Here is a 23,287-nt window from a genome sequence, read left to right on the forward strand (position 1 = left end):
CCAACCGGCGGGGGTTTTACGTTGCGGCCTAGCCCAGTGTCACATCGAGAAACATCATGACGACCAGCCCGAGGATAAAGCCAAACGTCGCCTTGTCCTGATGACCGTGGCGGTGGGTTTCGGGAACGATCTCGTGGCTGATGATGAACAACATGGCACCCGCAGCGAATGTCAGCCCCCAAGGCAGCAGCGTAGCCGAGACGGACACCGCCGCCGCGCCTAATACCGCACCCACGATCTCCAACGCACCGGTCAGCGCCGTCACCCCTAGGGCCGTCCAGCGTGAGTAGCCCAAACCCATCAAGGCCACGGCAACGGCCAACCCCTCGGGGATGTCCTGCAGGGAGATACCGGTCATAACAGACAGGCCATTGGCGCGATCCACCCCGAAGGCCACACCGATGGACAGCCCTTCGGGCAGGTTGTGGATCGAGATGGCAATGACAAACAGCCAGATCCGCGCCACAGTCGCCTGATCCGCGCCGCCTTCGGGGCCGGATTTGAAATGCTCATGCGGGATTTTCGCATTCAGCAGCCAGACAAAGCCCGCGCCAAGCGATATCCCCGCCGCCGCAATGGCTGCGGCCCACCAGACCGATCCGGTCTGCGCTTCGGCCCGGTCGATCCCCGGCAGAATCAGGCTGAAATAGGCCGCAGACAGCATCACACCCGCCGCAAAGCCCAACATCATATCAGAGGTGCTTTGGCTCATCCTGCGACCGATGATGGCGGGCAGCGCACCGGAGGTGGTTGCCAGTGCGGCGACAGAGCCGCCAATCAGCGCGGTCAGGATGGGGGACATGGGATTTCCAATCGTGTCAGTCAGAACCTGACACAACCTTGGCCGAAGCGGGCCAAGGTCAAGCGGGCGTGGATCACACCAGTGAGGTCACCCACAGAATGCTGGCATCCTCGGGTGAGACCGAGACCACGTTATGGCCCATCGTGGCATCGTAATAAGCGCTGTCGCCACGCTTCATCTCGATGGGTTCGTAGAACTCGGTGTACAGCCGCACCACGCCGGTCAGCACATACAGGAATTCCTCGCCATCATGGCGGACCCAGCCGTCGAATTCCTCCATCGTGCGGGCGCGCACGCGGGCCCGATAAGGCAGCATCTTTTTGCGGGTCAGCGTCTCGGCCAGCAGATCGTGTTCATAGGTCACGGTGGCCTGTTGCTTGCCCTCGCCCATGCGGGTCACGGCCATGCGCCCGTTAACCTGCGCCTGCTGCGGCTGGGTGAACAGCTGCGGCACCGATATCTCCAACCCGATGGCGAGCTTTTTCAGCGCGTCATAGGTCGGCGACATCTGGCCGTTTTCGATCTTGGACAGGGTCGAGCGCGCCAGACCGGCTTTCTTGGCGGCCTGTTCAAGCGTCCAGTCGCGATCCTTGCGCAGCTCGCGCACACGCGCCCCCAGATCCAGAGGTTCCACATGCGCGTCCTCGCCGCTTTCGCGGGCGATACGGATGAGAGAGGCGTTGTCTTTGGGATCGATCGACATGGAGGGTGCTATAGGCCGCGCCCTCGCCGCTTGCAAGCCGCAGGGCTGCGGCTTACTCCATCCATTATGACAGTCTCGATCTTTGATGAGGGGGGCTTTGCGCCCTGCCCGACCCCGTTCAATCTGGCAGCCCATGTGTTGGCGGCGGGAGCCGCAACGCCGGACAAGATCGCCCTGTCGGTGGTCAAACCCACCGGCGCGCAACGCTGGTCCTATGACCGGCTGATTGCTGCTGTGCGCGGCACGGCGACGGGTCTGCTGCAGCACGGGCTGGTGCCCGGTGATCTGGTGGTGATGCGGCTGGGCAATACGGTGGATTTCCCCGTGGCCTATCTGGGGGCGATTGCCGCCGGAGTGGTGCCGGTGCCCACCTCCGCGCAACTGACCGTGCCCGAGGTGGCGCGTATTTTCGACGATCTGGCCCCCGCTGCCGTGTTGCATGATCCTGCGGTGGCCTGTCCGGATACGGAAGTGCCGGTCATCGGGCTGGACACCCTGCAAGGCTGGCGCGACCTGCCACCTGTGGACTACCACATGGGCGATCCGGAGCGGCTGGCCTATGTGGTCTATACCTCGGGGACCTCGGGCCATCCGCGCGCCGTGGCCCATGCCCATCGTGCGATCTGGGCGCGGCAGATGATGATGCGCGATTGGTATGATTTGCGCGCCAGCGACCGCATGCTGCATGCGGGGGCGTTTAACTGGACCTTCACCCTCGGGACCGGATTGATGGATCCCTGGACCGCCGGAGCCACGGCGATGATCCCCGCCGATGGCACCGATCCGGCGCAGCTTCCACTGTTGATGAAGCGCAACGATGTCACGCTTTTTGCAGCCGCGCCGGGCGTTTACCGAAAACTGTTAAAGTTTCCTTTGCCCCCCATGCCCAAACTGCGGCACGGCTTGGCAGCAGGTGAAAAGCTCTCTGACGCGATCCGGGGGCAATGGACGGCGGCCACAAGCACCCCGGTGTTCGAGGCCTATGGCATGTCGGAATGTTCCACCTTTATTTCCAGCGCACCCGACCGCCCCACGGCTCCCGGCGCTTTGGGGCGTCCGCAGACGGGAAGACGGGTGGCGATTGTCGATGACGCGGGCATGGCGGTCCCGCTTGGCGAAAGCGGCCAGATCGCCGTGCATCGCGACGATCCCGGTCTGATGCTGGGATACCTGAACGCCCCTGATGCCACCGCTGAAAAGTTCCGCCATAACCGGTACATGACCGGCGATCTTGGAGAGATGGATCAGGCGGGCAATATCCGATATCTGGGCCGCAGCGACGACATGATGAACGCTGGTGGCTACCGCGTCTCCCCGTTGGAGGTGGAAGCCGCCCTGTCTGACGCGCCCGGCATCCATGACCTTGCCGTCACAGACATCGCGATCAAGGACGGCGTGCGCGTGATCGCCGCCTTCTACCTTGCCGAAGCCGAGCTGGACACCGACAGGCTGGACACCCATGCGAGATCCCGTCTGGCTGCCTATAAATGTCCGCGTGTCTGGGTGCGACTGGACAGCCTGCCGCGCAATGCCAACGGGAAGTTGATCCGTGCCGCTTTGCGTGATCACATCCTTTAGGTCGCGTTTTTCCGATAGCAGTGCTAAGAGCCGCGCAAACCTGTGCCAAGGACCACCGATATGACCCAACTTGACATTTTCTCCGATCCCATCTGCCCGTGGTGCTATATCGGCAAATCCTATCTTGACCGCGCGATGGAACAGAACCCCGGACACCCCTTCCGCATCCGGTGGCTGCCCTTCATGCTGAACCCCGCCATGCCCGCCGAAGGGATGGACCGCCGCGCCTACCTTGAAGGCAAATTCGGCGGTAAGGCCGGGGCCGTTCGGGCCTATGCGCCCGTGCAGGAACACGCGGACAAGGCCGGCCTGCCCATGAACCTTGACCGGATCAAGACCACGCCGAACACGGTCAACGCCCACCGCTTGATCCATTGGGCCGAAGTCGAAGGCCGCCAGACCCCGGTGGTTTCGGCGCTGTTCCGCGCCTATTTTGTCGACGGGCGCGACATTGGCAATACCGAGGTGCTCGCGGATATCGCCGACGGCGCGGGCATGGATGCCAGCATGGTGCTGCGCCTGATGGAATCCGATGCGGATCGGCGCGAGATTGTCGAACGCGATGCATCGGCCCGTGGAATGGGAATTTCGTCGGTGCCGACATTCATTGTGGCGGGCCAACATGCGGTGCCCGGTGCGCAGCCGCCGGAATTGTGGTCCCGCGTGATCCAAGAATTGCGGACCGGCGCGGACCCCGCTGCCTGACGATCGTTGCAAAGTCCCGTCTTCGGGCCGCTTGGCGTCTGGCCCGATGGACGCTGCCGCACAAAGTCACCCGTGGCGTGTGCGGTGGCGCGCCTTGCACCTCTGGCTCATGCGGCGCAAAAAGCGCGCGACATGCCCGCCCGTCCGGTCCGTGGCAGACTATCCGAAAGCGATACCATGACTGACGCCGCTGACCGTTTGCCACCCCGCCGCGAGTTTATCGCGCTGATGGGCATTTTGACCGCTTTGGTGGCCTTTTCCATTGATGCGATGATGCCGGCCCTGCCCCGCATCGCCGAGGATCTGGCCTCAGCCTCCCCCAATGCCGCGCAGCTTGTGGTCACCAGTTTCGTGCTGGGCATGGGGCTTGGCACCTTTGTCAGCGGACCGCTGTCGGATCAATTCGGGCGCAAGCCGGTCATTGTGGGTGGCGTCGCGCTGTATATCGCGGCCTCGCTGGCGGCGGTCTTCAGTGAAAGCATGCTGTGGCTGCTGCTGACAAGACTGGTGCAAGGTCTGGGCGCGTCGGGGCCGAGGGTCGTGGTGATGGCCGTGATCCGCGATCTGTATGCCGGACGTGCGATGGCGCAGATCATGTCGTTTATCATGATCGTTTTTGCGTTAATTCCTGCCTTGGCTCCCCTGATGGGCGCGCAGATCCTGCGCGTGGCGGATTGGCATGCGATTTTTCTTGCCTTCACCGTCTTCGGCGTGGTGTCGAGCGGGTGGTTTATTCTGCGCATGCCGGAAACGCTGCCCGCCGAGCGGCGCCGTCCGCTGCAATTTGCGACGCTGGAACATGCGGTGGCAGAGCTCGCCGCGCATCGAGAGGTCCGCTTGTCCATCGCGGTTTTATCGCTGTGCTTTGGCGGGTTGTTTGCCACGATCTCCTCGATCCAGCCCATTTACGAACAGTGGCTCGGACGGGGTGAGAGTTTTCCCTTGTGGTTCGGACTGACGGCTATCATCACCGCGTCGTCCAGTTACCTCAATGCTCGTCTGGTGGTGCGACTGGGGATGCGCCGTTTGGTGAAGGCCATGTTTATCGGCTATATTTCGACGACGGTGGTCGTGATCGTTGCGCTGGCTCAAGTGGAGTCGCCCACGGCCAAGCTGCTTTGGCTGCTGCTGTGGCAGCAGGCACAGTTTTTTCAGGCCGGTCTGGGAATCGGCAATCTGAATGCCATTGCGCTAGAGCCGATGGGCCATATCGCCGGCACCGCTGCATCGATGGTGAGCGCCGTGTCCACTGTTCTGGCCGTCGTTTTGGCAGTGCCACTGGGGCTGGCATTCAATGGCACGCCGTTTCCCCTGCTCATCGGTGGCGTTGTGTTCGCGAGCCTCGGGCTGCTGCTCATGCTTCGGCTGGGTTGCGAACGCGCGATATCGGTTTGATCACGCGCTGCGCAACCAATCGTCCAAGGCCTCGCCCTCTAGAAACACATCAGGCATTTGGGCCGCGCGTTGCTGTTCCCGCATCATGCGCTGTTCCAATGCGTCCCGCAGAGGCACAGTCAAACTGCGCACGTCGCGGGTTTGCTGGCCGATCGCATCCAGCGCCCGATCCAGTTTGTCCTTCATCTCTGGCGCGGAAATGGCAAACCGGCTGGCGGCTTCGATCACATGTTGAATATCGAGCGCGCTATCCGCTGTTTGTCGGCTCAAGGTGCGCGCCGCGGCAGCCGCCTCTGTCACCGTGGCATTCTGTGCTTCCGTAGCCTCCGCTTCGGTGATCAGCGCCAGAAGATCCGCCAGCAGGGCGATATCCTGAATGACCTCAGCGATGTCGCGAATCTGCCGGGCATTTTCCTGCATGTTGCACCTTGGCACCTTGCGGCGCTCCCTGGGCGCGTATTTCTCAGCCTCGGCCATGCAGATGGCCAAATCCTGTGCAATCTCCCGCGCAGCCACGGTCATTTCCGACACGACGTTATCCTGCAGGTCTGTCAGACGTGCCAATTCTGACAACGCCTGTGGCAATCCGAGCCCCTCGGCCGAAAAACTGCCGATAACACCGCGCGTATCCTCAAGCGTGTCACGCAGGCTGGCGATCATCTCGTCAAATTCACGGGAAAGGGCGTCATCCCGTGCGGAGGGCGCCGCTGTATCCTGTCTAGAACCCCGACGCCGTCGCGACACTTGATCAAAGGTTCTTTGGAAACCTTGCAGGATCAGGGCTGTGCGACCGCGCGTAGCTGTGGCATCCGCCTCTGCCTCTGCCGCGCGTTTGGCACGGTCATCGGCGCGGCGGGCCTCCAGATCGACTTGCTCCAGCGTTTGGGAATGGGTTTGTAGAGCACACACCAAGACCGTGGTTTCCAGCAAAATAACGCCAGCGTGTAGACCACTGCGCAGCAGGTTGATCGCTAGATCCTCACCACCAAAAACCACCGCCGGAAACATCAACGTCAGGCCGACATGGTGCAGCACCATCATGCTTCCGGCCCAAATAAGCGGCCCGGTCCGCCCCAAAAGTGCCACTATCGCCAATAGAACAAAAAACACCATATGCATGTCCAATTGCCACGGATGACCGGCAAAGACCGCGACCAGCAAGATCGCCTGCCCAACCAGCGCTGTGGCAAGAATGTATTCGGACAGAAAGCTGTGACGGCTGCGCAGACAATAAATTGTCAGCAGCCCCAAAGCCACGGCCCCGATCAGAGCCAATCGCGGATCTGCTGTGGTGATCAGGCTGGCCAAGGGGGCCGTGGGCAGTAACAGCAGCGAGACACCATGGATCAGGGCGCGAATGCGTTGATCATGATCGGGTTCGGCAAGGAAGTACATGCTAATCGACCCCGCACAAGGCAGCCACGGCCTGCCCATCCAGAACCGCCCAGACCCCAGCGTCCCGCAGGGCGTCCACCGGTGTCGCACCGTCGAACCGGACCAGTGCAACCATGTCCCGCAACGCCCAAGGCGCGAGCGACTGCCCCCCATGCGCCACAGCGATCTGAAGCGCGGGCGTGCCCCAAGGGCTCGCCAACAGCAGCACCGGTGATTCATCACGCGCAGGCATGGCGCTGACCATAACCGCGACGGAAAACCCAAAGGTCAGAATTACCGTGACAATAAGCAAAGCCACATCCCGACCTTGAGCCGGACAACGAAAGGGAACGGTCAACATCTTCATGGGCGGGATCATTACGCCCAAACCCTTACCCGATTCTTTATTCCGCAGGACCAAAGCGCGAACAAATGCGCGCAGTTTTTCGGCCCGCATTAGGAAATCCTATACAGATATAGCCGCAACATTTCTGTTTAACGGATCTTGGGATAGAAGCGTATCAAGTGATTCACCCACCGGAAGGAAAGCACAATGACCCGGATCAAGGTCGACAATCCCATCGTCGAAATGGACGGCGACGAAATGACCCGCATCATTTGGGCCTTTATCAAGGAAAAGCTGATCCTTCCGTACTTGGATCTCGAATTGCTTTACTATGATCTCGGCATCGAGGAACGCGATCGCACCGACGACCAGATCACCATTGATGCCGCTGAAAAGACAAAGGAAATCGGCGTCGCGGTCAAATGCGCGACGATCACGCCGGATGAGGCACGCGTTGAGGAATTCGGCCTGAAAAAGATGTGGCGCAGCCCCAATGGCACCATCCGCAATATCCTTGGCGGCGTGGTGTTCCGCCAGCCTATCATCTGCCGCAACGTCCCGCGTTTGGTGCCCGGCTGGACATCGCCCATCGTGGTGGGCCGCCATGCCTTTGGCGATCAGTACAAGGCGACCGATTTCCATTTCCCCTCTGGCGGTAAGCTGACGATGAAATGGGAAGGCGCTAATGGCGAGGTGATCGAGCGCGAAGTCTATGATGCCCCCGACGCGGGTGTTTACATGGGCATGTACAACCAAGATGAATCGATCCGCGACTTTGCCCGCGCCTCGTTCAATTACGGGTTGAACCTGGGTTGGCCGGTGTATCTGTCGACAAAAAACACAATTCTTAAAGCCTACGACGGCAGATTTAAGGATTTGTTTGCAGAGATTTACGAGGAGGAGTTCGCAGACCGGTTTAAAGACGCAGGTATCTGGTACGAACACCGGCTGATTGATGACATGGTGGCGTGTGCCCTGAAGTGGAACGGTAAATTCGTCTGGGCGTGCAAGAACTACGATGGCGACGTGCAGTCCGACACCGTGGCGCAAGGGTTCGGTTCGCTGGGCATGATGGCCTCTCAGCTGATGACGCCGGACGGCCGCATTGTGGAATCCGAGGCGGCCCATGGCACCGTCACCCGCCACTATCGCCAGCATCAGGCGGGCGAAGCGACCTCGACCAACTCGATCGCATCGATCTACGCTTGGACCGGCGCGTTGAAGCACCGCGCAAAACTTGACGAGAACGTGGCCCTGCGCGCCTTTGCCGAAACGCTGGAGCGGGTGATTATCGAAACCGTCGAAGCCGGTTACATGACCAAGGACCTTGCCCTGTTGGTGGGGCCGGATCAGGGTTGGCTGACGACCATGGGTTTCCTTGAGAAGATTGACGAAAACCTGAACAAGGCGCTGGTCGGTTAAGGTCTTGCGGCGCGGCGCGGCGGACTCCGTCGCGCCTAGCCCTGTTCGGCAAAGCGATCCGGTAAAAGGCAGCGCATTTTCATTTTAAGCGCGTGGGTTTTGACCACAGATGCCTTGGCATTTCGGCTCGGGTTTTGGGACAGCGCCTCATAGGCGCGGCGCTCTGCCTTTTGCCAAGTCACCTCTGGCTTGGCTTCGAAATCGGTGAGGAATCGCGCGGCATCGCCTGTGGCATCCGCCCAACCGGAACCCGGAAGGCCGGGCGCGCTGCCATTTGCTATGGCCTCGCGCTGTGCTGAACCGGCCTGCAACACCGCGCGATTGGCGTATTTCAGATGCGCCAGAAACAGTCCGCGTGGCATGTTAAAGGGGTAATTTTCCAGCTTTCGCGGGGCGACCCGCACCCCATGCAGATGGAATGCCACCGCCCGATTTGCCGCGACCGCCTTGGAGTAATGCCCCGAAAAGGCGATATTGCGACGCTGCGACAACACCGGCGCATCGTGCATCGGCGCGTCGCCCGGCAGTTCCACCACATCAAACCCAAGCGCGGTCACCACAGGGCCGTCTTGTGCGGCCAAGGCCTGTGGCACGTCGCGCCACAGCGCGGGGTCGACACAGATCAATTCATCCGCATCAGTGCGCACGACCCAATCATAAGCCTTTGACAAGCCGGCGTGAAACCCGTCGAGCATCTGCGCGCGCCGACGGTCGAAATGGGCCAGATCATCACGCGGAATGGTGATGATAGACGCCTCCGGGCAGATCCGCGCGATCTCGGGGTCTTCGCCATGGGCCACGACAAACAGATTGCGCGCTCCGAACTGGCGCGCGTGATGGGCATACCACCGCGACAAGGCCCAAGTGTCACGGTACACCATCGTCAACGCCGCCACGGCCATGAACACGTCCCTTCCCCAACAAGCTGCGCAACGCTAGCGCAGATCGCGCAACTCACGCTAGCAAAGGCCGCTGCATGCTTGCGCTTTATGTCGGAATGCGGCATCGAAAGCCCATGCCGACACTTTTGCACCTTCCGCCACCTGACCGTCACACCTTTTGGGAGGATGTGGTCGGTCTGATCGTAGGCACGTTGAGCATGGCCTTGGCGGTGATGGTGCTGAAGGCGGGTGGGCTGATCACCGGACAGATCGCCGGTCTGTCACTGCTGCTAAGCTACGCGGGCGGCTGGTCCTTTGGCGCGGTGTTTTTTGTGCTGAACCTGCCGTTCTACATTATCGCGTGGCGACAGATGGGCTGGCGATTCACGCTCAAGACCTTTGCTGCCGTGGCTTTGTTGTCGCTGTTTACCGAAATCCTGCCATTGGGGCTAACGATTACGGTGCTGCACCCGCTGATGGCCGCGATCGTGTTTGGGGTTCTGGCGGGCATCGCGCTGATCGTTCTGTTCCGGCACGGCGCGACATTGGGCGGTGTCGGCATTGTGGCGTTGTGGCTGCAAGAGACGCGCAAGATCCCGGCAGGCAACACGCAGCTGTCTTTTGACGCCTTTGTCTTTGTGCTGGCCTTCGTGATGTTTCCTTGGGATGTGGCGGCGCTGTCGCTGTTGGGCGCGGTTATCCTTAATCTGATGATCACCGTGAACCACCGCGGGGACCGCTATATCGGACGGTCATCCTAAAGACGGCACCGGGCGCGCAAACCACGCCCGATGCCGAGGTGCATTACCCTTTCTCGTCGCCTTTCGGCAGTAGCCCTTCGGTCTTGCCTTCGGCGATCTCGCGGGCGTTGAGCAGACCATCGGCGTCTGTGTCCGCCTCGTAGAAGGACTCCATGCTGACGTCGGGATGGGCGTTTTGCAGCTCGGCAAAGGTGACATAGCCGTCCTCGTCCGTATCATAGACCGAGCGCAACTCGTCTGCGGCAAAAGCTGCGGTGCCAAGGCCCAGCAGGGCTGCGGATGTCAGGATCATGGTCTTCATCGTCATTTCCTCCGTGAGTGGTGCTGTTGACGTGCACCAGACATGGGGCCCCCGATCCCGTTGCGCCAGCGCCATCCGCCCCCGGCCCTGATCCGCGCAAAACCCCGCCTTTTCATGATGATGCGATCGGCGGTTCAAGGCCGCACCGCTACACACCGCGCAGATCCGCCATCGTCAAAGCCCGCTTTGGGCAGGGCTGCGCCCACGCGCATGAAAAAGGGGCCCCGCAATGGGGACCCCTGAGGTTCGCTGACAGGGCTCTGATATATCACCGCTCGTTTTGTTTATTGCCTGCGGCCCTGCCCGCGCTCAGGGTCAGCGCACCGACCCCGTGTTCGGATGGAAAGACGTCCCATCCCGACCCCAAAGCGCCGATGCCCGGGGACGCGGGCAAGGGACACTCCCCCAGTGGGTCGTATGCGGGGCGGCGGAACACACCGCCCCGATCCGATCAGCTACAGCCGCTGGTGCCGCCGCAGGTGTTGCATTTCATGCAGGTGCCATTGCGGACCAAGGTGTAGTTGCCGCAGTCGCCGCAGGCCTCGCCTTCGTAGCCTTGCATCTTGGCTTTGGTGCGTTCGTCCATCGACAGGGTCGCCTGCGCCACCGCCACGGTCGAGGTCGCCGCAGTCACTGTGCCCGTGCCCGCCGTTTCCGGCACCAGCGTGTTGAGCGCAGAGACCGGATCGCTGTGACCGCCCTGCAGCACCACCAGCTCCTGCGGCAGACGTTTGCGCAGATATCCGGTCGACGAGATCTGCTTGAGCACTTCCAAGGACCGGTTGGCGGCTGTCTCGGACAACTCCTGTACGTTGGCCACGCCTTCCTCGGCCCCGCGCCCCAGATCGTCGAAGGCCGCCCCTTGCGGTTTGACATGCGCCAGATCGGTGCGGTCGAGGTAGCTGACCGCCAGTTCGCGGAAGATATAGTCAAGGATCGAGGTCGCGTTTTTGATGCTGTCGTTGCCCTGCACCATGCCCGCCGGTTCAAACTTGGTAAACGTGAAGGCGTCGACGAACTCTTCGAGCGGCACACCGTATTGCAGACCCACGGAGACCGCGATGGCAAAGTTGTTCATCATCGCGCGGAAGCCTGCGCCTTCCTTGTGCATATCGATGAAGATCTCGCCCAAAGAGCCGTCCGAATATTCACCCGTACGCAGATAGACCTTATGCCCGCCGACCACGGCCTTTTGGGTGTAACCCTTGCGGCGCTCCGGCATCTTGGTGCGCTCGGATTTGACGATCTCCTTGACCACGATCTTCTCGACGATCTTTTCGGCAAGAACCTGCGCCTTTTCCTGCGGCGCGCCGGATTCCATGATCTCGGCGGCTTCGTCGTCGTCTTCGACCAGTGCCGCGGCCAGCGGCTGCGACAGTTTTGACCCGTCACGATACAGCGCGTTCGCCTTGATCCCCAGCGACCACGACAGCTCGTAGGCGTTCTGGCAGTCTTCGATGGTGGCGGAGTTTGCCATGTTGATGGTCTTGGAAATCGCGCCCGAGATAAAGGACTGCGCCGCCGCCATCATGTGAATGTGTGCCTCGACCGACAGGTAGCGCTTGCCCTTCTTGCCGCAGGGGTTGGCGCAATCAAAGACCGACAGGTGTTCATCCTTCAGGAAGGGCGCGCCCTCCAGCGTCATGGTGCCGCAAACGTGGTCGTTGGCCGCGTCGATGTCGGTTTTGCTGTAGCCCAGATGGCGCAGCAGATCGAAGGTCGGATCGTTCAGCTTGGCCTGCGGGATGCCCAGCACCTCGGTGCAGAAGGTCTCGCCCAGCGTCCACTGGTTGAACACGAACCGGATGTCAAAGGCGGTGGCGAGCGCCGCTTCGATCTTTTCGATCTGCGCAGGGCCAAAGCCGTGACCGATCAAAGAGGTATGGTTGACCCCCGGCGCATTGCCCAGCGTCTGATGGCCGACCGCGTAGGAAATGATCTCCTCGATCTGGCTGGAGCTGTAGCCCAGCTTGACCAGCGCAGCGGGCACAGACCGGTTGATGATCTTGAAGTAACCGCCACCGGCGAGCTTTTTGAACTTCACCAGCGCAAAGTCCGGCTCGATGCCCGTCGTGTCGCAATCCATCACCAGACCGATGGTGCCTGTGGGCGCGATGACCGACACCTGCGCGTTGCGATACCCGTGACGTTCGCCGAGTTTCAGCGCCTCGTCCCAGGCCCCCTGTGCCAGCGCGACCAGCTTCTGATCGGGGCAGCCCGCGTGATCGAGCGCCACAGGTTTCACCGCCAGCTCTTCATAGCCGTCGGTCTTGCCGTGGGCGGCGTTGCGGTGATTGCGGATGACGCGCAACATGTGGGAGCGGTTCGCCTCAAAGCGGGCAAAGGCCCCCACCTCGCCTGCGATCTCGGCAGAGGTCGCATAGGCCACACCGGACATGATCGCGGTCAGCGCACCACACAAGGCGCGCCCCTCGCGGCTGTCATAGCCCAGACCCATGTTCATAAGCAGCCCGCCGATGTTGGCATAGCCCAGACCCAGCGTGCGGAAGTCATAGGACCGCCGCGCGATTTCCTTGGACGGGAACTGTGCCATCAGGACCGCAATTTCCAAGGTCAAGGTCCACAGGCGCGTCGCATGCATATAGGTTTCGGCGTCAAAACTGCCGTCCTGCAAGAAGGTCAGCAGGTTCATCGACGCAAGGTTGCAGGCCGTGTCGTCAAGGAACATATATTCCGAACAAGGGTTGGAGCCGCGAATGGCACCGTCCTCGGGGCATGTGTGCCATGCGTTCACTGTGTCGTGGAACTGGATGCCCGGATCGGCGCAGGCCCAAGCGGCGTGACCGATCTGCTCCCACAGCTCGCGCGCCTGCACCGTTTTGGCGACCTTGCCATCGGTGCGACGGATCAGCTCCCACGGTTTGTTTTCGCGCACCGCCTCAAGGAAGGCATCGGTCACGCGGATCGAGTTGTTGGAGTTCTGGCCAGACACGCTGGCGTAGGCCTCGGAATCCCAGTCGGTGTCGTAGGTCGGGAATTCGATCGAGGCATAGCCCTGACGCGCGTAATCCAGCACACGCTTGATGTAGGTTTCAGGGATCATCACCTGCTTGGCTGTGCGCAGCGCCTTTTTAAGCGTTTTGTTGTCTGCCGCAGAATAAGCATCGCCCGAACCGGTATAGCTGCGGATCGCATCGAAAATGCCGTTCAGCATCTTCTCGTGCATCTTGGAGCCCGCAACGATGCTGGCAACCTTTTGTTCTTCTTTGACTTTCCAGTTGATGAATTCCTCGATGTCGGGGTGGTCCGCATCACAGATCACCATCTTGGCCGCACGGCGCGTGGTGCCGCCGGATTTGATCGCGCCCGCCGCGCGGTCACCGATCTTGAGAAAACCCATCAGGCCAGAGGATTTGCCGCCGCCCGACAGCGATTCCCCCTCGGCGCGCAGCGAGGAAAAGTTCGTGCCGGTGCCGGAGCCGTATTTGAACAGGCGCGCCTCCCGGACCCAAAGATCCATAATCCCGCCTTCATTGACCAGATCGTCGCTGACCGACTGGATAAAGCAGGCATGCGGCTGCGGATGTTCATAGGCAGAGGTGGATTTCACCAGCTTGCCGGTCTGGTGGTCGACATAGTGGTGCCCCTGACCGGGACCATCGATGCCGTAGGCCCAATGCAGGCCAGTGTTGAACCATTGCGGGCTGTTGGGCGCGGCCACTTGGGTCGCCAGCATATAGCGCATCTCATCATAATAGGCCTGCGCGTCTTCCTCGGTCGAGAAATAGCCGCCCTTCCAGCCCCAATAGGCCCAGGCACCGGCCAGTCGGTCGAACACCTGACGCGCCGAGGTCTCGCCCACCTTTTTGGTGGTTTTGGTCTTGGGGACCGACCGCCACAGGAATTCGGGCACATTGTCTTCGGCGACGCGCTTCAGCTCGACCGGAACACCGGCTTTGCGAAAGTATTTCTGCGCGATCACATCGCTTGCGACCTGGCTCCATTTTGCGGGGATTTCGACATTGTCGAGAGAGAAGACCGTGGTGCCGTCAGGGTTTCGGATTTCCGATGACGTGGTGATAAATTCGACCCCGGCATAAGCGTCCTGTCCGGCTTTGGTGTATTTTCTCTCGATCTTCATGACTGCCCCATCGCAAAGTAAATTTTACCAATGCCGACCCTGCATCAGGGTGCAAAACATCACCCACGCCCGAACAGGCGCGTTCGCCGGAGTGTCCCTCTCCGCCCGAATTGTTGCGTTTTGCTGCTCCTAGCCTGACCCCACTACATGTGGTGTTGCTTTGATCGGCCCGCACAAAATGGCCAAGAGACCGGCTTCAGGTCAAACCTATTTTTTACCTTATGCACATATATTTTGTGTTGACCGGAGGCTGGACCACAACGCGATGTGTCTGCCCCCGATTCATTCACAGTCTGTTAATCCTGCATCGTCAAAATTTGTCACGATTTTGCAGGGCTTTGCACAGAGTTATCCACAGACGAGACCTGCCGTGCCCGAAATTCAATCGCTGCCGGATTTACCTTGCGTTAACTGGGATTAACACGAAAACTGTGGCCCGCGCGCGACGGACAAGGGAAATGCACCTCGGCGGAGGTGGAAACCGTCCACAGGCTGCATGGATAGGCGGACTGCTATAACAGGCAGCCACTACATTTAGTGGCCATCAGGTTCGTATCGTCACTTGTAGGAAGAAAGTGGTCGGGGCGGCGAGATTCGAACTCACGACCTTCTGTACCCAAAACAGACGCGCTACCAGGCTGCGCCACGCCCCGACTGGGCTGTCGTTTACCGACCTATTCCGGCGATGAAAAGCGAAAAAACACCCGAAGTTGCGATCAATCGCAGGCCCAGGCCGCGTCCTTGATTGCGGGGTGCTGCATTTCACTGCCGGCATCAATCCCAAGCTGCGCGGCAAGGCCGCCGTTGATCTCCAGAACGTACTGGATGTCCCCCTCGCCGGGAATCGGGGTCAGGTCACCGGGGATCGCATTGGCGTGGACGTTCTGCACCACGCCCTGCGCATCGGCGAAAATCATATCGAGCGGAATCAATGTGTTCTTCATCCAGAAGGCCACGGGCCGCGCTGTTTCATAAACAAAGAGCATGCCTTTGCTGGCGGGCATCTGTTCCACAAACATCAGCCCCTGGCTGCGCGCATCCGGCGTGTCCACCACATCGACCGAAAACCGCGCCTGCCCGAAGTCGCCGCGCAGAAACACCGTATCCTCGCGGCAATCGGCCCAGACCGGCGTGGCACACACAGAAAACGCGGCCAGTGCCCCGGCCGCGCCCCACATTCTGGCTTTCAATCGGTTCAGCGGTTCAAACCAGCTTCCCATGCGTTCACTTCCATTGCCATCCGGCCCCGGCGTCCGTCGACAACCCGCACCGCGAGCGCCTCGCCCGGTTGCAGATCCGCCAGCCCCGAGCGCCGCAGGACTTCTATATGAATGAACACATCATCGGACTTTCCGAACACATTTGCAAAGCCAAAGCCTTTGGCCTTGTCGAACCATTTCACCCGTGCGGGTTCCAGAACCGCCTGTGCCATCACCTCGGGATCAAGATCCTCGAAATCGGCAAGCGGCGCGCCCTCGCTGCTCTCTGGTGGCTCAATCTTGATGACTTCGGTGGCTTGCACGCCGCGATCGGTGCGTTGCACACCGATTTCCACGCGTGAGCCATCTGCCACGGAGCTTTGACCAAAGTTGCGCAGCACATTGGCATGCAACAAAATATCGGGACCGCCCTCGTCAGCGAGGACAAATCCGAAGCCTTTGACCGGGTCAAACCATTTCACCTTACCGGCGATTACCCGTACCTCTGTCGTTTCTTCTTCCACGCTAATCCCAACGCAAATTCACATATCCCCGTGACCGTTCTGAAACAATCTTTGGAGCAGACGCAAGCAATCACCTGACCGAATTTGTGTCAGGTGAGCAAATATTTGCGCAATCAACCAAAACGCTACATTTCACGTAACGCGAAATGGTTTATGGTTAACAGTGACTTATCAGGGGTTCAGCCGTGTTATATCCCAGTTTCCAGTTGGTTCAATTTTTATCCAACGAAAACGGTCATGTAGCCTGAATTGCCCGTCAGCCCAGAATTCAATCTCATACGGACGTATACGGAACCCTCCCCAAAAGGGTGGGCGATCCGGGTTCGGACCCTGTCGAGCTGTCACTTTTGCCACCTCGGCCATCAAGTCTGCACGACTCGCCAAAGGCGCGCTTTGACGCGAGGCCCAGGCCCCCAGACGGCTTTTGAGCGAGCGCGATTTATAGTAGGCATCGGCCTGCGGCCCCTCCTCGCGCGTCACCGTCCCACGTACGCGGATCTGACGGCGCAGCGATTTCCAATGCATCACAAAGGCGGCCTTGCCGGACTGTTCGATCTCGGCGGCCTTCACACTGCCGTAGTTGGTGTAGAAGACAAAAGCGTCCGCTTCGATACCCTTCAGCAGCACCATCCGCGCGTTGGGCATGCCCTCCGCATCCACTGTGGACAAGGCGATGGCGTTCGGGTCGTTGGGCTCGGTCTTTTCGGCCTCTGCCAGCCAGCGGCGCGCGATCTCGAATGGGTCGTCGCCTGCAAAGATGCCGTCTCTTTCGCTCATGTCTTGTGCCTTTTGTCCTTGCCCCTGCGGGCCTTTCGCCTGACGCAAAGTCAGGGTTTCGATGTTTGCGCCCTTGTTCGCCACAAAGCGATCCCTTAGACGACAGATTACAAAGGATTTGGTGGAAAGGTCGGACATGTCAAACGGGTTGATGGCGGGAAAGCGTGGTCTCATCATGGGACTGGCCAACGACAAGTCGATCGCTTGGGGCATCGCAAAGGCGCTGAGCGATGCGGGCGCGGAGCTTGCATTCTCCTATCAGGGCGAGGCGCTGAAAAAACGCGTTGTACCGCTGGCCGAGCAGCTTGGCTCCAGCTTGGTTCTGCCCTGTGATGTGGGTGACGAGGGCTCCATCGATATGTTATTCGACAGCCTCGCGCAGGATTGGGACAACCTTGATTTCGTGGTTCACGCCATCGGCTTCTCGGACAAGAACGAGCTGCGCGGCCGCTACGTGGACACCACCCGTGGCAACTTCCAGCTGACCATGGACATCTCTGTCTATTCCTTCACGGCTGTGATGCAGCGCGCGGAAAAGATGATGAAGAACGGCGGCAGCGCCCTGACGCTGACTTACTACGGGGCCGAACGCATCATGCCGCATTACAACGTCATGGGCGTGGCCAAGGCTGCGCTGGAGGCATCGGTGCGCTACATGGCCGAGGATCTGGGCAAGGACGGCATCCGCGTCAATGCGATCTCTGCCGGTCCGATCAAGACGCTGGCCGCCAGCGGCATCGGCGACTTCCGCTACATCATGAAGTGGAACGAATACAACTCGCCGCTGCGCCGCAACGTGTCGATCGACGATGTGGGCGGCTCCGCGCTGTATCTTCTGTCGGATCTGTCCAACGGTGTGACGGGCGAGACCCACCACGTCGACAGCGGCTACCATGTGGTCGGCATGAAAGCGGTGGACGCCCCCGACATCCAGAAGGGCTGAACACAGACCGTTCGAGACATGAGGGGCGCAAGCGATTGCGTCCCTTTTTTCATACCTATCCCAACGCCCTGCCCTGCCGGTGCTTCCCCCCTGAGGCCGGGTTTGCTATAGCCCGCTGCAATCCGCTTATTTGCCAAAGAGGCCCAGACCCCATGACCGATAATCTTCTGCCGCACGAAAAAGGATTTCATGTGAGCTGGGACCAGCTGCACCGCGATGCGCGCGCGCTGGCGTGGCGTTTGCAGGGACACGGACCCGACGATGGCAAATGGCGCGCGGTCGTGGCCATCACCCGTGGCGGCATGGCCCCTGCGATGATCGTCGCGCGCGAGCTGGACATCCGCATGGTCGATACGATCTCGGTCAAATCCTACAACCACCAGACGCAAAGCGAACCCAAGGTGATCAAATCCCCCGACATGGATGTGATCGGGGATGGCACCGGCGTGCTTGTGGTGGATGATCTGGTGGACACGGGCCGCACGCTTGAAGTGGTGCGCAAGCACATGCCCAAGGCGCATGTGGCCACTGTATACGCCAAACCAATGGGCAAGCCGCAGGTGGAAAGCTACATCACCGAGGTCAGCCAGGACACGTGGATTTTCTTTCCGTGGGACATGGCGCTGCAATATGTGAAACCCTACCACGGGGCCGACGACTGACACCGCCCGCCTTTGCGGTTTCAAACGCGCGATTCCCGGTCGGGAGTCGCGTTTTTTCTTGGGCGCGTGGGTGTTTGCGCGCGGCACCGCTTGCACCTGCGGGGGCGACTGATAGCCTGAACGCCCGACAGACGAGGGCCTGATATGACCACGCGCACCGACGCCACCTTTTTCCCACCCATCCCCGAGGCGCAACGCTGGCTGAAGGGAAAGACCTTCTCGGCCGAGCGTCCGCTGATCAATCTGGCCCAAGCCGCCCCTGCCGACCCGCCGCCGCCCCAGATGCGCGACGCCATGGCGGAAATGCTGTCCGATCCGGCCAGCCATTTGTACGGTCCCGTTCTGGGCCTGCCGGAGCTTCGGGACGCCTTGGCACAGGATTGGTCGGCGCATTACGGCGCCACGGTCCGCGCGGAGAATGTGGGAATCACCGCAGGCTGCAATCAGGCCTTCGCCGCCACGCTGGCCGCGCTCACCCATGAGGGCGATGAGGTCATCGTGCCGGTGCCGTGGTACTTCAACCACAAGATGTGGATGGATATGACCGGCGTGCGTGCCGTGCCCCTGCCCTGCGGCGACGATCTGATCCCTGATCCCGAAGAGGCGCGAAAACTGATCACGCCCCGCACCAAGGCCATCGCCATCGTAACACCCAACAATCCCACCGGCGTGGAATACCCGGCGGAGACGCTGCGCTCTCTGTTCGATCTGTGCCAAGAGACCGGCCTGCGGCTGATCGTGGATGAAACCTATCGCGATTTCGATTCCCGCGAGGGCGCGCCGCATGATCTGCTGCAGCGTGACGGCTGGCAGAACACTTTGGTGCAGCTTTATTCCTTTTCGAAGGCCTACCGGCTGACCGGACACCGCGTGGGCGCCATCTTCACCGCGCCCAAGCTGTTGCACAATATCGAGAAATTCCAAGACACCGTGGCGATATGCGCGCCGTCCTTCGGGCAGATGGCGGCCTGCTGGGGGCTGGAAAACCTGCGCGACTGGACCCGTGGGCAACGCGCTGAAATCTTGTCGCGCCGTGCGGCCTTGGTGGATGGCTTTGCTCTCTTGGCGGCCGAAGGGTGGCGACTGCGCGGCTGCGGCGCCTATTTCGCCTATGTGGAACATCCCTTTGCCATGGGCGCATCTGAACTTGCGCCGCTCTTGGTGGATCAGGCGCAGGTGCTGGTCTTGCCCGCGACCATGTTCACACCCACGGGCGACGCCAGCGGGGAACGCTGCTTGCGCGTGGCCTTTGCCAATGCAAACGAGGAACAACTGCGCAGCTTCGTCTCACGTCTTGCACAGCTGGACCTGCCAGCACTTGCACCCCCCGCGACCACAGCCTAGACAAGGCCGGACCAGCGTCGGGAGGCAAAGATGAGCAAGAAAACAGGCGGTGTCGGCAAGACAGGCGGCTACATCCTACTGGGGTTGTTGCTGTTGGGCCTTGGCGGATTTGGCGCGACCAATTTTGGCGGCCATGTGCGCAGCATCGGCTCTGTCGGGGACACGGATATCCCTGTTCAGGATTATTTCCGCACGCTGAACACCGAAATCAACGCGTTGCAGGCGCAGACCGGCCAAGCGGTCAGCTTTCAACAAGCCTCCGCTGCGGGCCTGCCCGAGGCAGTGCTGTCGCGGGTCGTTCTGGCCACCGCGCTCAAGGATGAGGCCGCCCGCATCGGCCTGTCCGTGGGCGACGAACGCCTTGCCGAAGAGCTGCGCAATGTGCCCGGCTTTCAGGGGGTCGACGGTCAGTTCAGCCGCGACTCCTACCGTCTGGCGCTGGACAGCGCAGGGCTTTCAGAGCAGCAGTTTGAGGAAGACCTGCGGTCTGAAAGCGCGGCCACCTTGCTGCAATCCGCCGTCCAGGGCGGGGTCAGCCTGCCCGACACCTATGTGGAAACGCTGATCGCCTATGCCGCAGAGCGCCGTGCCTTTACTTGGGCCGAGCTGTCCCCCGACCGTCTGACCACCGGCCTGCCCGTCCCGTCCGAGGACGATCTGCGCGCCTTCTATGACGACAATCTGGACCGCTACACCCGCCCCGAGACAAAGCAGATCACTTTCGCTTGGATCACCCCGGCGATGATCGTGGACAGCGTCGAGGTGGACGAGGCCGCATTGCGCGCCGCTTACGAGGAACGCGAGGCGGAATTCAACATGCCCGAGCGCCGTCTGGTCGAACGACTTGTGATGCCCAGTGCCGAGGCGGCGCAGGATGCCATCGACCGGATCGCTTCGGGCGAGGCCAGCTTCGAGGACATCGTGACCTCGCGTGGGCTGGAGCTGGCGGACACCGACATGGGTGACGTCGCCCGTGGCGATCTGGGCGACGCGGCAGAGACCGTCTTTGCCGCGCAGACCGGCGAAACCGTCACCGGCCCGTCCGATCTTGGCCCCGCGCTTTACCGTGTGAACGCGGTGTTGCAGGCGCAGGAAACCAGCTTTGAGGACGCGATCCCCGATCTGCGCGACACGCTTGCGCTGGACCGCGCCCGCCGCGTGATCGACACGCAGTCCAACGACTACGACGGCGAACTGGCCGCAGGTGTCACGCTCGAAGAGCTGGCCGAGACCACAGAGATGGAGCTGGGCCAGATCGGCTGGACCGGCGGCAACTCCGAGGACATCGCAGGCTACGAAGCCTTCGCCGAGGCTGCGGACACCGTGACCGAGGAAGATTACCCCGCGATCACCGAACTGGGCGACGGCGGTGTCTTTGCCCTGCGCCTCGACGAGGTGCAGCCCGCCGCCCCGTATGGCTTTGATGAAGTCCGCGACCGTGTCGCCACCGATTTCGAGGCCAACGCCCGCGCCGAAGCGCTTGCAGCCGAGGCGGAGGCGCTGAAAACCCAGCTCGAGAATGGCGAGACCTTCGAGACGCTGAACCTGCAGCCGCGCAACGAGGCGGGTCTGACCCGCACGGCCTTTGGCGCGCAGGTGCCTGCCGGTGCGCTGCAGCGCGTGTTCGAGATGGAGGCCGACGAGGTCACCGTCCTGCGCGGCAATGGCACGGCCTTCCTTTTGCGGCTCGACACCATCCTGCCCGCTGAAACCGACGGCGATGCCGCCGAACAGATGCGCGGGCTTTTCGCCCAGCAGGCCGATCAGGACGTGGCACAGGATCTGTTCCGTGCCTTGGCGCAAGACATCCAGTCCCGCGCCGGTGTCAACGTCGACCAGACCGCCATCAACGCGGTCCACGCCAACTTCCAATAAGAACGGATCACGCAATGTCCGCCCTGACCCCTGCCTTTGATGACTTTGCCACCCGTTACGAGGCTGGCGAAAATCAGGTTGTCTACACCCGCTTGGCTGCCGATCTCGACACGCCGGTGTCGCTGATGCTGAAGCTGACGGGCGCTGCCAAGGATGCCTTTGTGTTGGAATCGGTCACCGGCGGCGAAGTGCGCGGGCGGTTTTCCATCATCGGGATGAAGCCCGACCTGATCTGGAAGTGCCACGGGGACAGCGCGTCGATCAACCGTCAGGCACGGTTTGATCCGGATGCCTTTCAGCCGTGTCAGGACGATCCGCTGACCGCGCTGCGCGGGCTTTTGGCGGAATCGAAAATCGACCTGCCGCAGGATCTGCCACAGGCGGCGGCGGGTTTGTTCGGATACCTCGGCTATGACATGATCCGGCTGGTGGAACGCCTGCCGGACGTGAACCCCGATCCGCTGGGTCTGCCCGATGCGGTGATGATGCGCCCGTCCGTGGTGGCCGTGCTGGACGGGGTCAAGGGAGAGGTGACCGTGGTGTCGCCCGCTTGGGTCCGCGAGGGGCAATCGGCCAAGGCGGCCTATGCGCAGGCAGCAGAACGCGTCATGGATGCGGTGCGTGATCTCGAACGCACCATGCCGCAGGCCAGCCGCGATCTCGGCGATGCCGCCGAGCTGGGCGAGCCTGTGTCCAACTTCACCCACGACGGCTACAAAGACGCGGTCAACAAGGCCAAGGAATACATCAAGGCGGGTGACATCTTTCAGGTGGTGCCGTCGCAGCGCTGGACGCAGGATTTCCCGCTGCCGCCCTTTGCGCTGTACCGGTCGTTGCGTCGGACCAACCCGTCGCCCTTCATGTTCTATTTCAACTTCGGCGGCTTTCAGGTGATCGGCGCCTCGCCCGAAATCCTTGTGCGGGTCTTCGGCAACGAGGTCACGATCCGTCCCATCGCGGGCACCCGTCCACGCGGCGCCACCCCCGAAGAGGACAAGGCGCTGGAGGCCGATCTGCTGGCCGACGAGAAAGAGCTGGCCGAGCATCTGATGCTGCTGGATCTGGGCCGCAATGACACCGGACGCGTGTCCAAGATCGGCACCGTGCGCCCGACCGAGAAATTCATCATCGAACGCTACAGCCACGTGATGCACATCGTGTCCAACGTGGTGGGCGAGCTGTCGGATGATCACGACGCCCTGTCCGCCTTCTTTGCGGGGATGCCCGCAGGCACAGTGTCCGGTGCGCCCAAAGTCCGTGCGATGGAAATCATCGACGAGCTGGAGCCGGAAAAGCGCGGCGTCTATGGCGGCGGCGTCGGCTATTTCAGCGCGGGCGGTGATATGGACATGTGCATCGCCCTGCGCACGGCCATCGTCAAGGACGAGAAGCTGTATATTCAGGCGGGCGGCGGTGTGGTCTATGACAGCGACCCGCAGGCGGAATATATGGAAACCGTGCATAAATCGAACGCGATCCGGCGGGCGGCGGCGGATGCCGCGCGCTTTACCGGTCACGGCAACCAGTGATCGCAATCGGGGGCGGCCACGTCCATTTCCCCGATTGACCGCGTTTTCCGTTTGGCCTAAGTGA

General features: G+C 61.3%; 20 protein-coding genes and 1 tRNA gene. 10 read left to right on the forward strand and 11 right to left on the reverse strand.

All coding sequences use genetic code 11. The features are described from left to right. Positions 1 to 28 precede the first annotated feature (28 nt). A complete protein-coding gene (locus ACN5AZ_RS02465; RefSeq protein ID WP_419427256.1) occupies positions 29 to 802 on the reverse strand; it encodes a ZIP family metal transporter in 774 nt (257 codons plus the stop codon). A gap of 73 nt (positions 803 to 875) precedes the next feature. Beyond that, positions 876 to 1,505 (reverse strand): helix-turn-helix domain-containing protein, encoded by a 630-nt coding sequence (locus ACN5AZ_RS02470; RefSeq protein ID WP_419427257.1) that lies wholly within the window; start codon positions 1,503 to 1,505, stop codon positions 876 to 878. A gap of 66 nt (positions 1,506 to 1,571) precedes the next feature. Between ACN5AZ_RS02470 and ACN5AZ_RS02475 the strand changes: the two genes are divergently transcribed. From ACN5AZ_RS02475 to ACN5AZ_RS02485, 3 genes are all read left to right on the forward strand, one after another. Next, positions 1,572 to 3,083, forward strand: coding sequence for a class I adenylate-forming enzyme family protein (locus ACN5AZ_RS02475; RefSeq protein ID WP_419427258.1), 1,512 nt, complete (start codon positions 1,572 to 1,574; stop codon positions 3,081 to 3,083). Between the two features lie 60 nt (positions 3,084 to 3,143). Continuing rightward, positions 3,144 to 3,788: a DsbA family oxidoreductase gene (locus ACN5AZ_RS02480; RefSeq protein WP_419427259.1), complete on the forward strand. Its 645-nt coding sequence runs from the start codon at positions 3,144 to 3,146 to the stop codon at positions 3,786 to 3,788. A 177-nt stretch (positions 3,789 to 3,965) separates the two neighbouring features. Beyond that, positions 3,966 to 5,183 (forward strand): multidrug effflux MFS transporter, encoded by a 1,218-nt coding sequence (locus ACN5AZ_RS02485; protein ID WP_419427260.1) that lies wholly within the window; start codon positions 3,966 to 3,968, stop codon positions 5,181 to 5,183. Here ACN5AZ_RS02485 and ACN5AZ_RS02490 read toward each other — a convergent pair whose 3' ends face one another. Together ACN5AZ_RS02490 and ACN5AZ_RS02495 are read right to left on the reverse strand one after the other, a co-directional pair. After that, positions 5,184 to 6,578 carry a hypothetical protein gene (locus ACN5AZ_RS02490; RefSeq protein ID WP_419427261.1) on the reverse strand — a complete coding sequence of 465 codons (1,395 nt, stop codon included), beginning with the start codon at positions 6,576 to 6,578 and terminating at the stop codon, positions 5,184 to 5,186. A gap of 1 nt (position 6,579) precedes the next feature. After that, positions 6,580 to 6,876, reverse strand: a complete 297-nt coding sequence (locus ACN5AZ_RS02495) for a hypothetical protein (protein ID WP_419427262.1) — start codon at positions 6,874 to 6,876, stop codon at positions 6,580 to 6,582. A 234-nt stretch (positions 6,877 to 7,110) separates the two neighbouring features. On the opposite strand from ACN5AZ_RS02495, the gene ACN5AZ_RS02500 reads away from it, so the two are divergent. Further along, positions 7,111 to 8,325, forward strand: a complete 1,215-nt coding sequence (locus ACN5AZ_RS02500; protein WP_419427263.1) for an NADP-dependent isocitrate dehydrogenase — start codon at positions 7,111 to 7,113, stop codon at positions 8,323 to 8,325. Positions 8,326 to 8,360: 35 nt separating this feature from the next. Here ACN5AZ_RS02500 and ACN5AZ_RS02505 read toward each other — a convergent pair whose 3' ends face one another. Next, positions 8,361 to 9,227, reverse strand: a complete 867-nt coding sequence (locus ACN5AZ_RS02505; protein WP_419427264.1) for a glycosyltransferase family 2 protein — start codon at positions 9,225 to 9,227, stop codon at positions 8,361 to 8,363. 113 nt (positions 9,228 to 9,340) lie between these two features. On the opposite strand from ACN5AZ_RS02505, the gene ACN5AZ_RS02510 reads away from it, so the two are divergent. Further along, a complete protein-coding gene (locus tag ACN5AZ_RS02510) occupies positions 9,341 to 9,967 on the forward strand; it encodes a YitT family protein (RefSeq protein WP_419427265.1) in 627 nt (208 codons plus the stop codon). A 43-nt stretch (positions 9,968 to 10,010) separates the two neighbouring features. Here ACN5AZ_RS02510 and ACN5AZ_RS02515 read toward each other — a convergent pair whose 3' ends face one another. From ACN5AZ_RS02515 to pdxH, 6 genes are all read right to left on the reverse strand, one after another. Beyond that, positions 10,011 to 10,268, reverse strand: coding sequence for a hypothetical protein (locus ACN5AZ_RS02515; protein ID WP_419427266.1), 258 nt, complete (start codon positions 10,266 to 10,268; stop codon positions 10,011 to 10,013). 451 nt (positions 10,269 to 10,719) lie between these two features. After that, positions 10,720 to 14,370 carry a vitamin B12-dependent ribonucleotide reductase gene (locus ACN5AZ_RS02520; RefSeq protein WP_419427267.1) on the reverse strand — a complete coding sequence of 1,217 codons (3,651 nt, stop codon included), beginning with the start codon at positions 14,368 to 14,370 and terminating at the stop codon, positions 10,720 to 10,722. A gap of 576 nt (positions 14,371 to 14,946) precedes the next feature. Further along, positions 14,947 to 15,023: transfer RNA gene (locus tag ACN5AZ_RS02525), tRNA-Pro, on the reverse strand. A gap of 63 nt (positions 15,024 to 15,086) precedes the next feature. Beyond that, complete coding sequence (locus tag ACN5AZ_RS02530) at positions 15,087 to 15,548, reverse strand: DUF192 domain-containing protein (RefSeq protein WP_419427268.1); 462 nt, start codon at positions 15,546 to 15,548, stop codon at positions 15,087 to 15,089. 17 nt (positions 15,549 to 15,565) lie between these two features. After that, the gene (locus ACN5AZ_RS02535) at positions 15,566 to 16,093 is read right to left on the reverse strand and encodes a cold-shock protein (RefSeq protein ID WP_419427269.1); all 528 of its coding nucleotides are present in this window, start codon (positions 16,091 to 16,093) and stop codon (positions 15,566 to 15,568) included. 171 nt (positions 16,094 to 16,264) lie between these two features. Then, positions 16,265 to 16,870 carry a pyridoxamine 5'-phosphate oxidase gene (gene pdxH / locus ACN5AZ_RS02540; RefSeq protein WP_419427464.1) on the reverse strand — a complete coding sequence of 202 codons (606 nt, stop codon included), beginning with the start codon at positions 16,868 to 16,870 and terminating at the stop codon, positions 16,265 to 16,267. A gap of 136 nt (positions 16,871 to 17,006) precedes the next feature. Between pdxH and fabI the strand changes: the two genes are divergently transcribed. From fabI to trpE, 5 genes are all read left to right on the forward strand, one after another. Next, positions 17,007 to 17,813, forward strand: coding sequence for an enoyl-ACP reductase FabI (gene fabI / locus ACN5AZ_RS02545; RefSeq protein ID WP_419427270.1), 807 nt, complete (start codon positions 17,007 to 17,009; stop codon positions 17,811 to 17,813). A gap of 152 nt (positions 17,814 to 17,965) precedes the next feature. Then, positions 17,966 to 18,475, forward strand: a complete 510-nt coding sequence (gpt, locus tag ACN5AZ_RS02550) for a xanthine phosphoribosyltransferase (RefSeq protein WP_419427271.1) — start codon at positions 17,966 to 17,968, stop codon at positions 18,473 to 18,475. 144 nt (positions 18,476 to 18,619) lie between these two features. Further along, positions 18,620 to 19,819 carry an aminotransferase gene (locus ACN5AZ_RS02555; RefSeq protein WP_419427272.1) on the forward strand — a complete coding sequence of 400 codons (1,200 nt, stop codon included), beginning with the start codon at positions 18,620 to 18,622 and terminating at the stop codon, positions 19,817 to 19,819. Between the two features lie 30 nt (positions 19,820 to 19,849). Further along, on the forward strand, positions 19,850 to 21,694 hold the full coding sequence (locus tag ACN5AZ_RS02560; RefSeq protein WP_419427273.1) for a peptidyl-prolyl cis-trans isomerase: 1,845 nt from the start codon (positions 19,850 to 19,852) through the stop codon (positions 21,692 to 21,694). 14 nt (positions 21,695 to 21,708) lie between these two features. After that, entirely contained in the window at positions 21,709 to 23,223 is a 1,515-nt protein-coding gene (gene trpE / locus ACN5AZ_RS02565; protein ID WP_419427274.1) for an anthranilate synthase component I, read from the forward strand. The last annotated feature ends 64 nt before the right edge of the window (positions 23,224 to 23,287 follow it).

The organism is Sagittula sp. SSi028 (assembly GCF_048553715.1).
Taxonomy (GTDB): Bacteria; Pseudomonadota; Alphaproteobacteria; order Rhodobacterales; family Rhodobacteraceae; genus Sagittula.

What these genes read in the sequence shown, in the direction of transcription:
- ACN5AZ_RS02510 (WP_419427265.1), top strand. Translation starts at nt 9,341, where the DNA reads ATGCCGACACTTTTGCACCTTCCGCCACCTGACCGTCACACCTTTTGG.
- ACN5AZ_RS02560 (WP_419427273.1), top strand. Translation starts at nt 19,850, where the DNA reads ATGAGCAAGAAAACAGGCGGTGTCGGCAAGACAGGCGGCTACATCCTA.
- ACN5AZ_RS02500 (WP_419427263.1), top strand. Translation starts at nt 7,111, where the DNA reads ATGACCCGGATCAAGGTCGACAATCCCATCGTCGAAATGGACGGCGAC.
- gpt (WP_419427271.1), top strand. Translation starts at nt 17,966, where the DNA reads ATGACCGATAATCTTCTGCCGCACGAAAAAGGATTTCATGTGAGCTGG.
- ACN5AZ_RS02470 (WP_419427257.1), bottom strand. Translation starts at nt 1,505, where the DNA reads ATGTCGATCGATCCCAAAGACAACGCCTCTCTCATCCGTATCGCCCGC.
- pdxH (WP_419427464.1), bottom strand. Translation starts at nt 16,870, where the DNA reads ATGAGCGAAAGAGACGGCATCTTTGCAGGCGACGACCCATTCGAGATC.
- ACN5AZ_RS02480 (WP_419427259.1), top strand. Translation starts at nt 3,144, where the DNA reads ATGACCCAACTTGACATTTTCTCCGATCCCATCTGCCCGTGGTGCTAT.
- ACN5AZ_RS02465 (WP_419427256.1), bottom strand. Translation starts at nt 802, where the DNA reads ATGTCCCCCATCCTGACCGCGCTGATTGGCGGCTCTGTCGCCGCACTG.
- ACN5AZ_RS02530 (WP_419427268.1), bottom strand. Translation starts at nt 15,548, where the DNA reads ATGTGGGGCGCGGCCGGGGCACTGGCCGCGTTTTCTGTGTGTGCCACG.
- trpE (WP_419427274.1), top strand. Translation starts at nt 21,709, where the DNA reads ATGTCCGCCCTGACCCCTGCCTTTGATGACTTTGCCACCCGTTACGAG.
- fabI (WP_419427270.1), top strand. Translation starts at nt 17,007, where the DNA reads ATGTCAAACGGGTTGATGGCGGGAAAGCGTGGTCTCATCATGGGACTG.
- ACN5AZ_RS02475 (WP_419427258.1), top strand. Translation starts at nt 1,572, where the DNA reads ATGACAGTCTCGATCTTTGATGAGGGGGGCTTTGCGCCCTGCCCGACC.
- ACN5AZ_RS02520 (WP_419427267.1), bottom strand. Translation starts at nt 14,370, where the DNA reads ATGAAGATCGAGAGAAAATACACCAAAGCCGGACAGGACGCTTATGCC.
- ACN5AZ_RS02505 (WP_419427264.1), bottom strand. Translation starts at nt 9,227, where the DNA reads ATGGCCGTGGCGGCGTTGACGATGGTGTACCGTGACACTTGGGCCTTG.
- ACN5AZ_RS02490 (WP_419427261.1), bottom strand. Translation starts at nt 6,578, where the DNA reads ATGTACTTCCTTGCCGAACCCGATCATGATCAACGCATTCGCGCCCTG.
- ACN5AZ_RS02485 (WP_419427260.1), top strand. Translation starts at nt 3,966, where the DNA reads ATGACTGACGCCGCTGACCGTTTGCCACCCCGCCGCGAGTTTATCGCG.
- ACN5AZ_RS02555 (WP_419427272.1), top strand. Translation starts at nt 18,620, where the DNA reads ATGACCACGCGCACCGACGCCACCTTTTTCCCACCCATCCCCGAGGCG.
- ACN5AZ_RS02515 (WP_419427266.1), bottom strand. Translation starts at nt 10,268, where the DNA reads ATGAAGACCATGATCCTGACATCCGCAGCCCTGCTGGGCCTTGGCACC.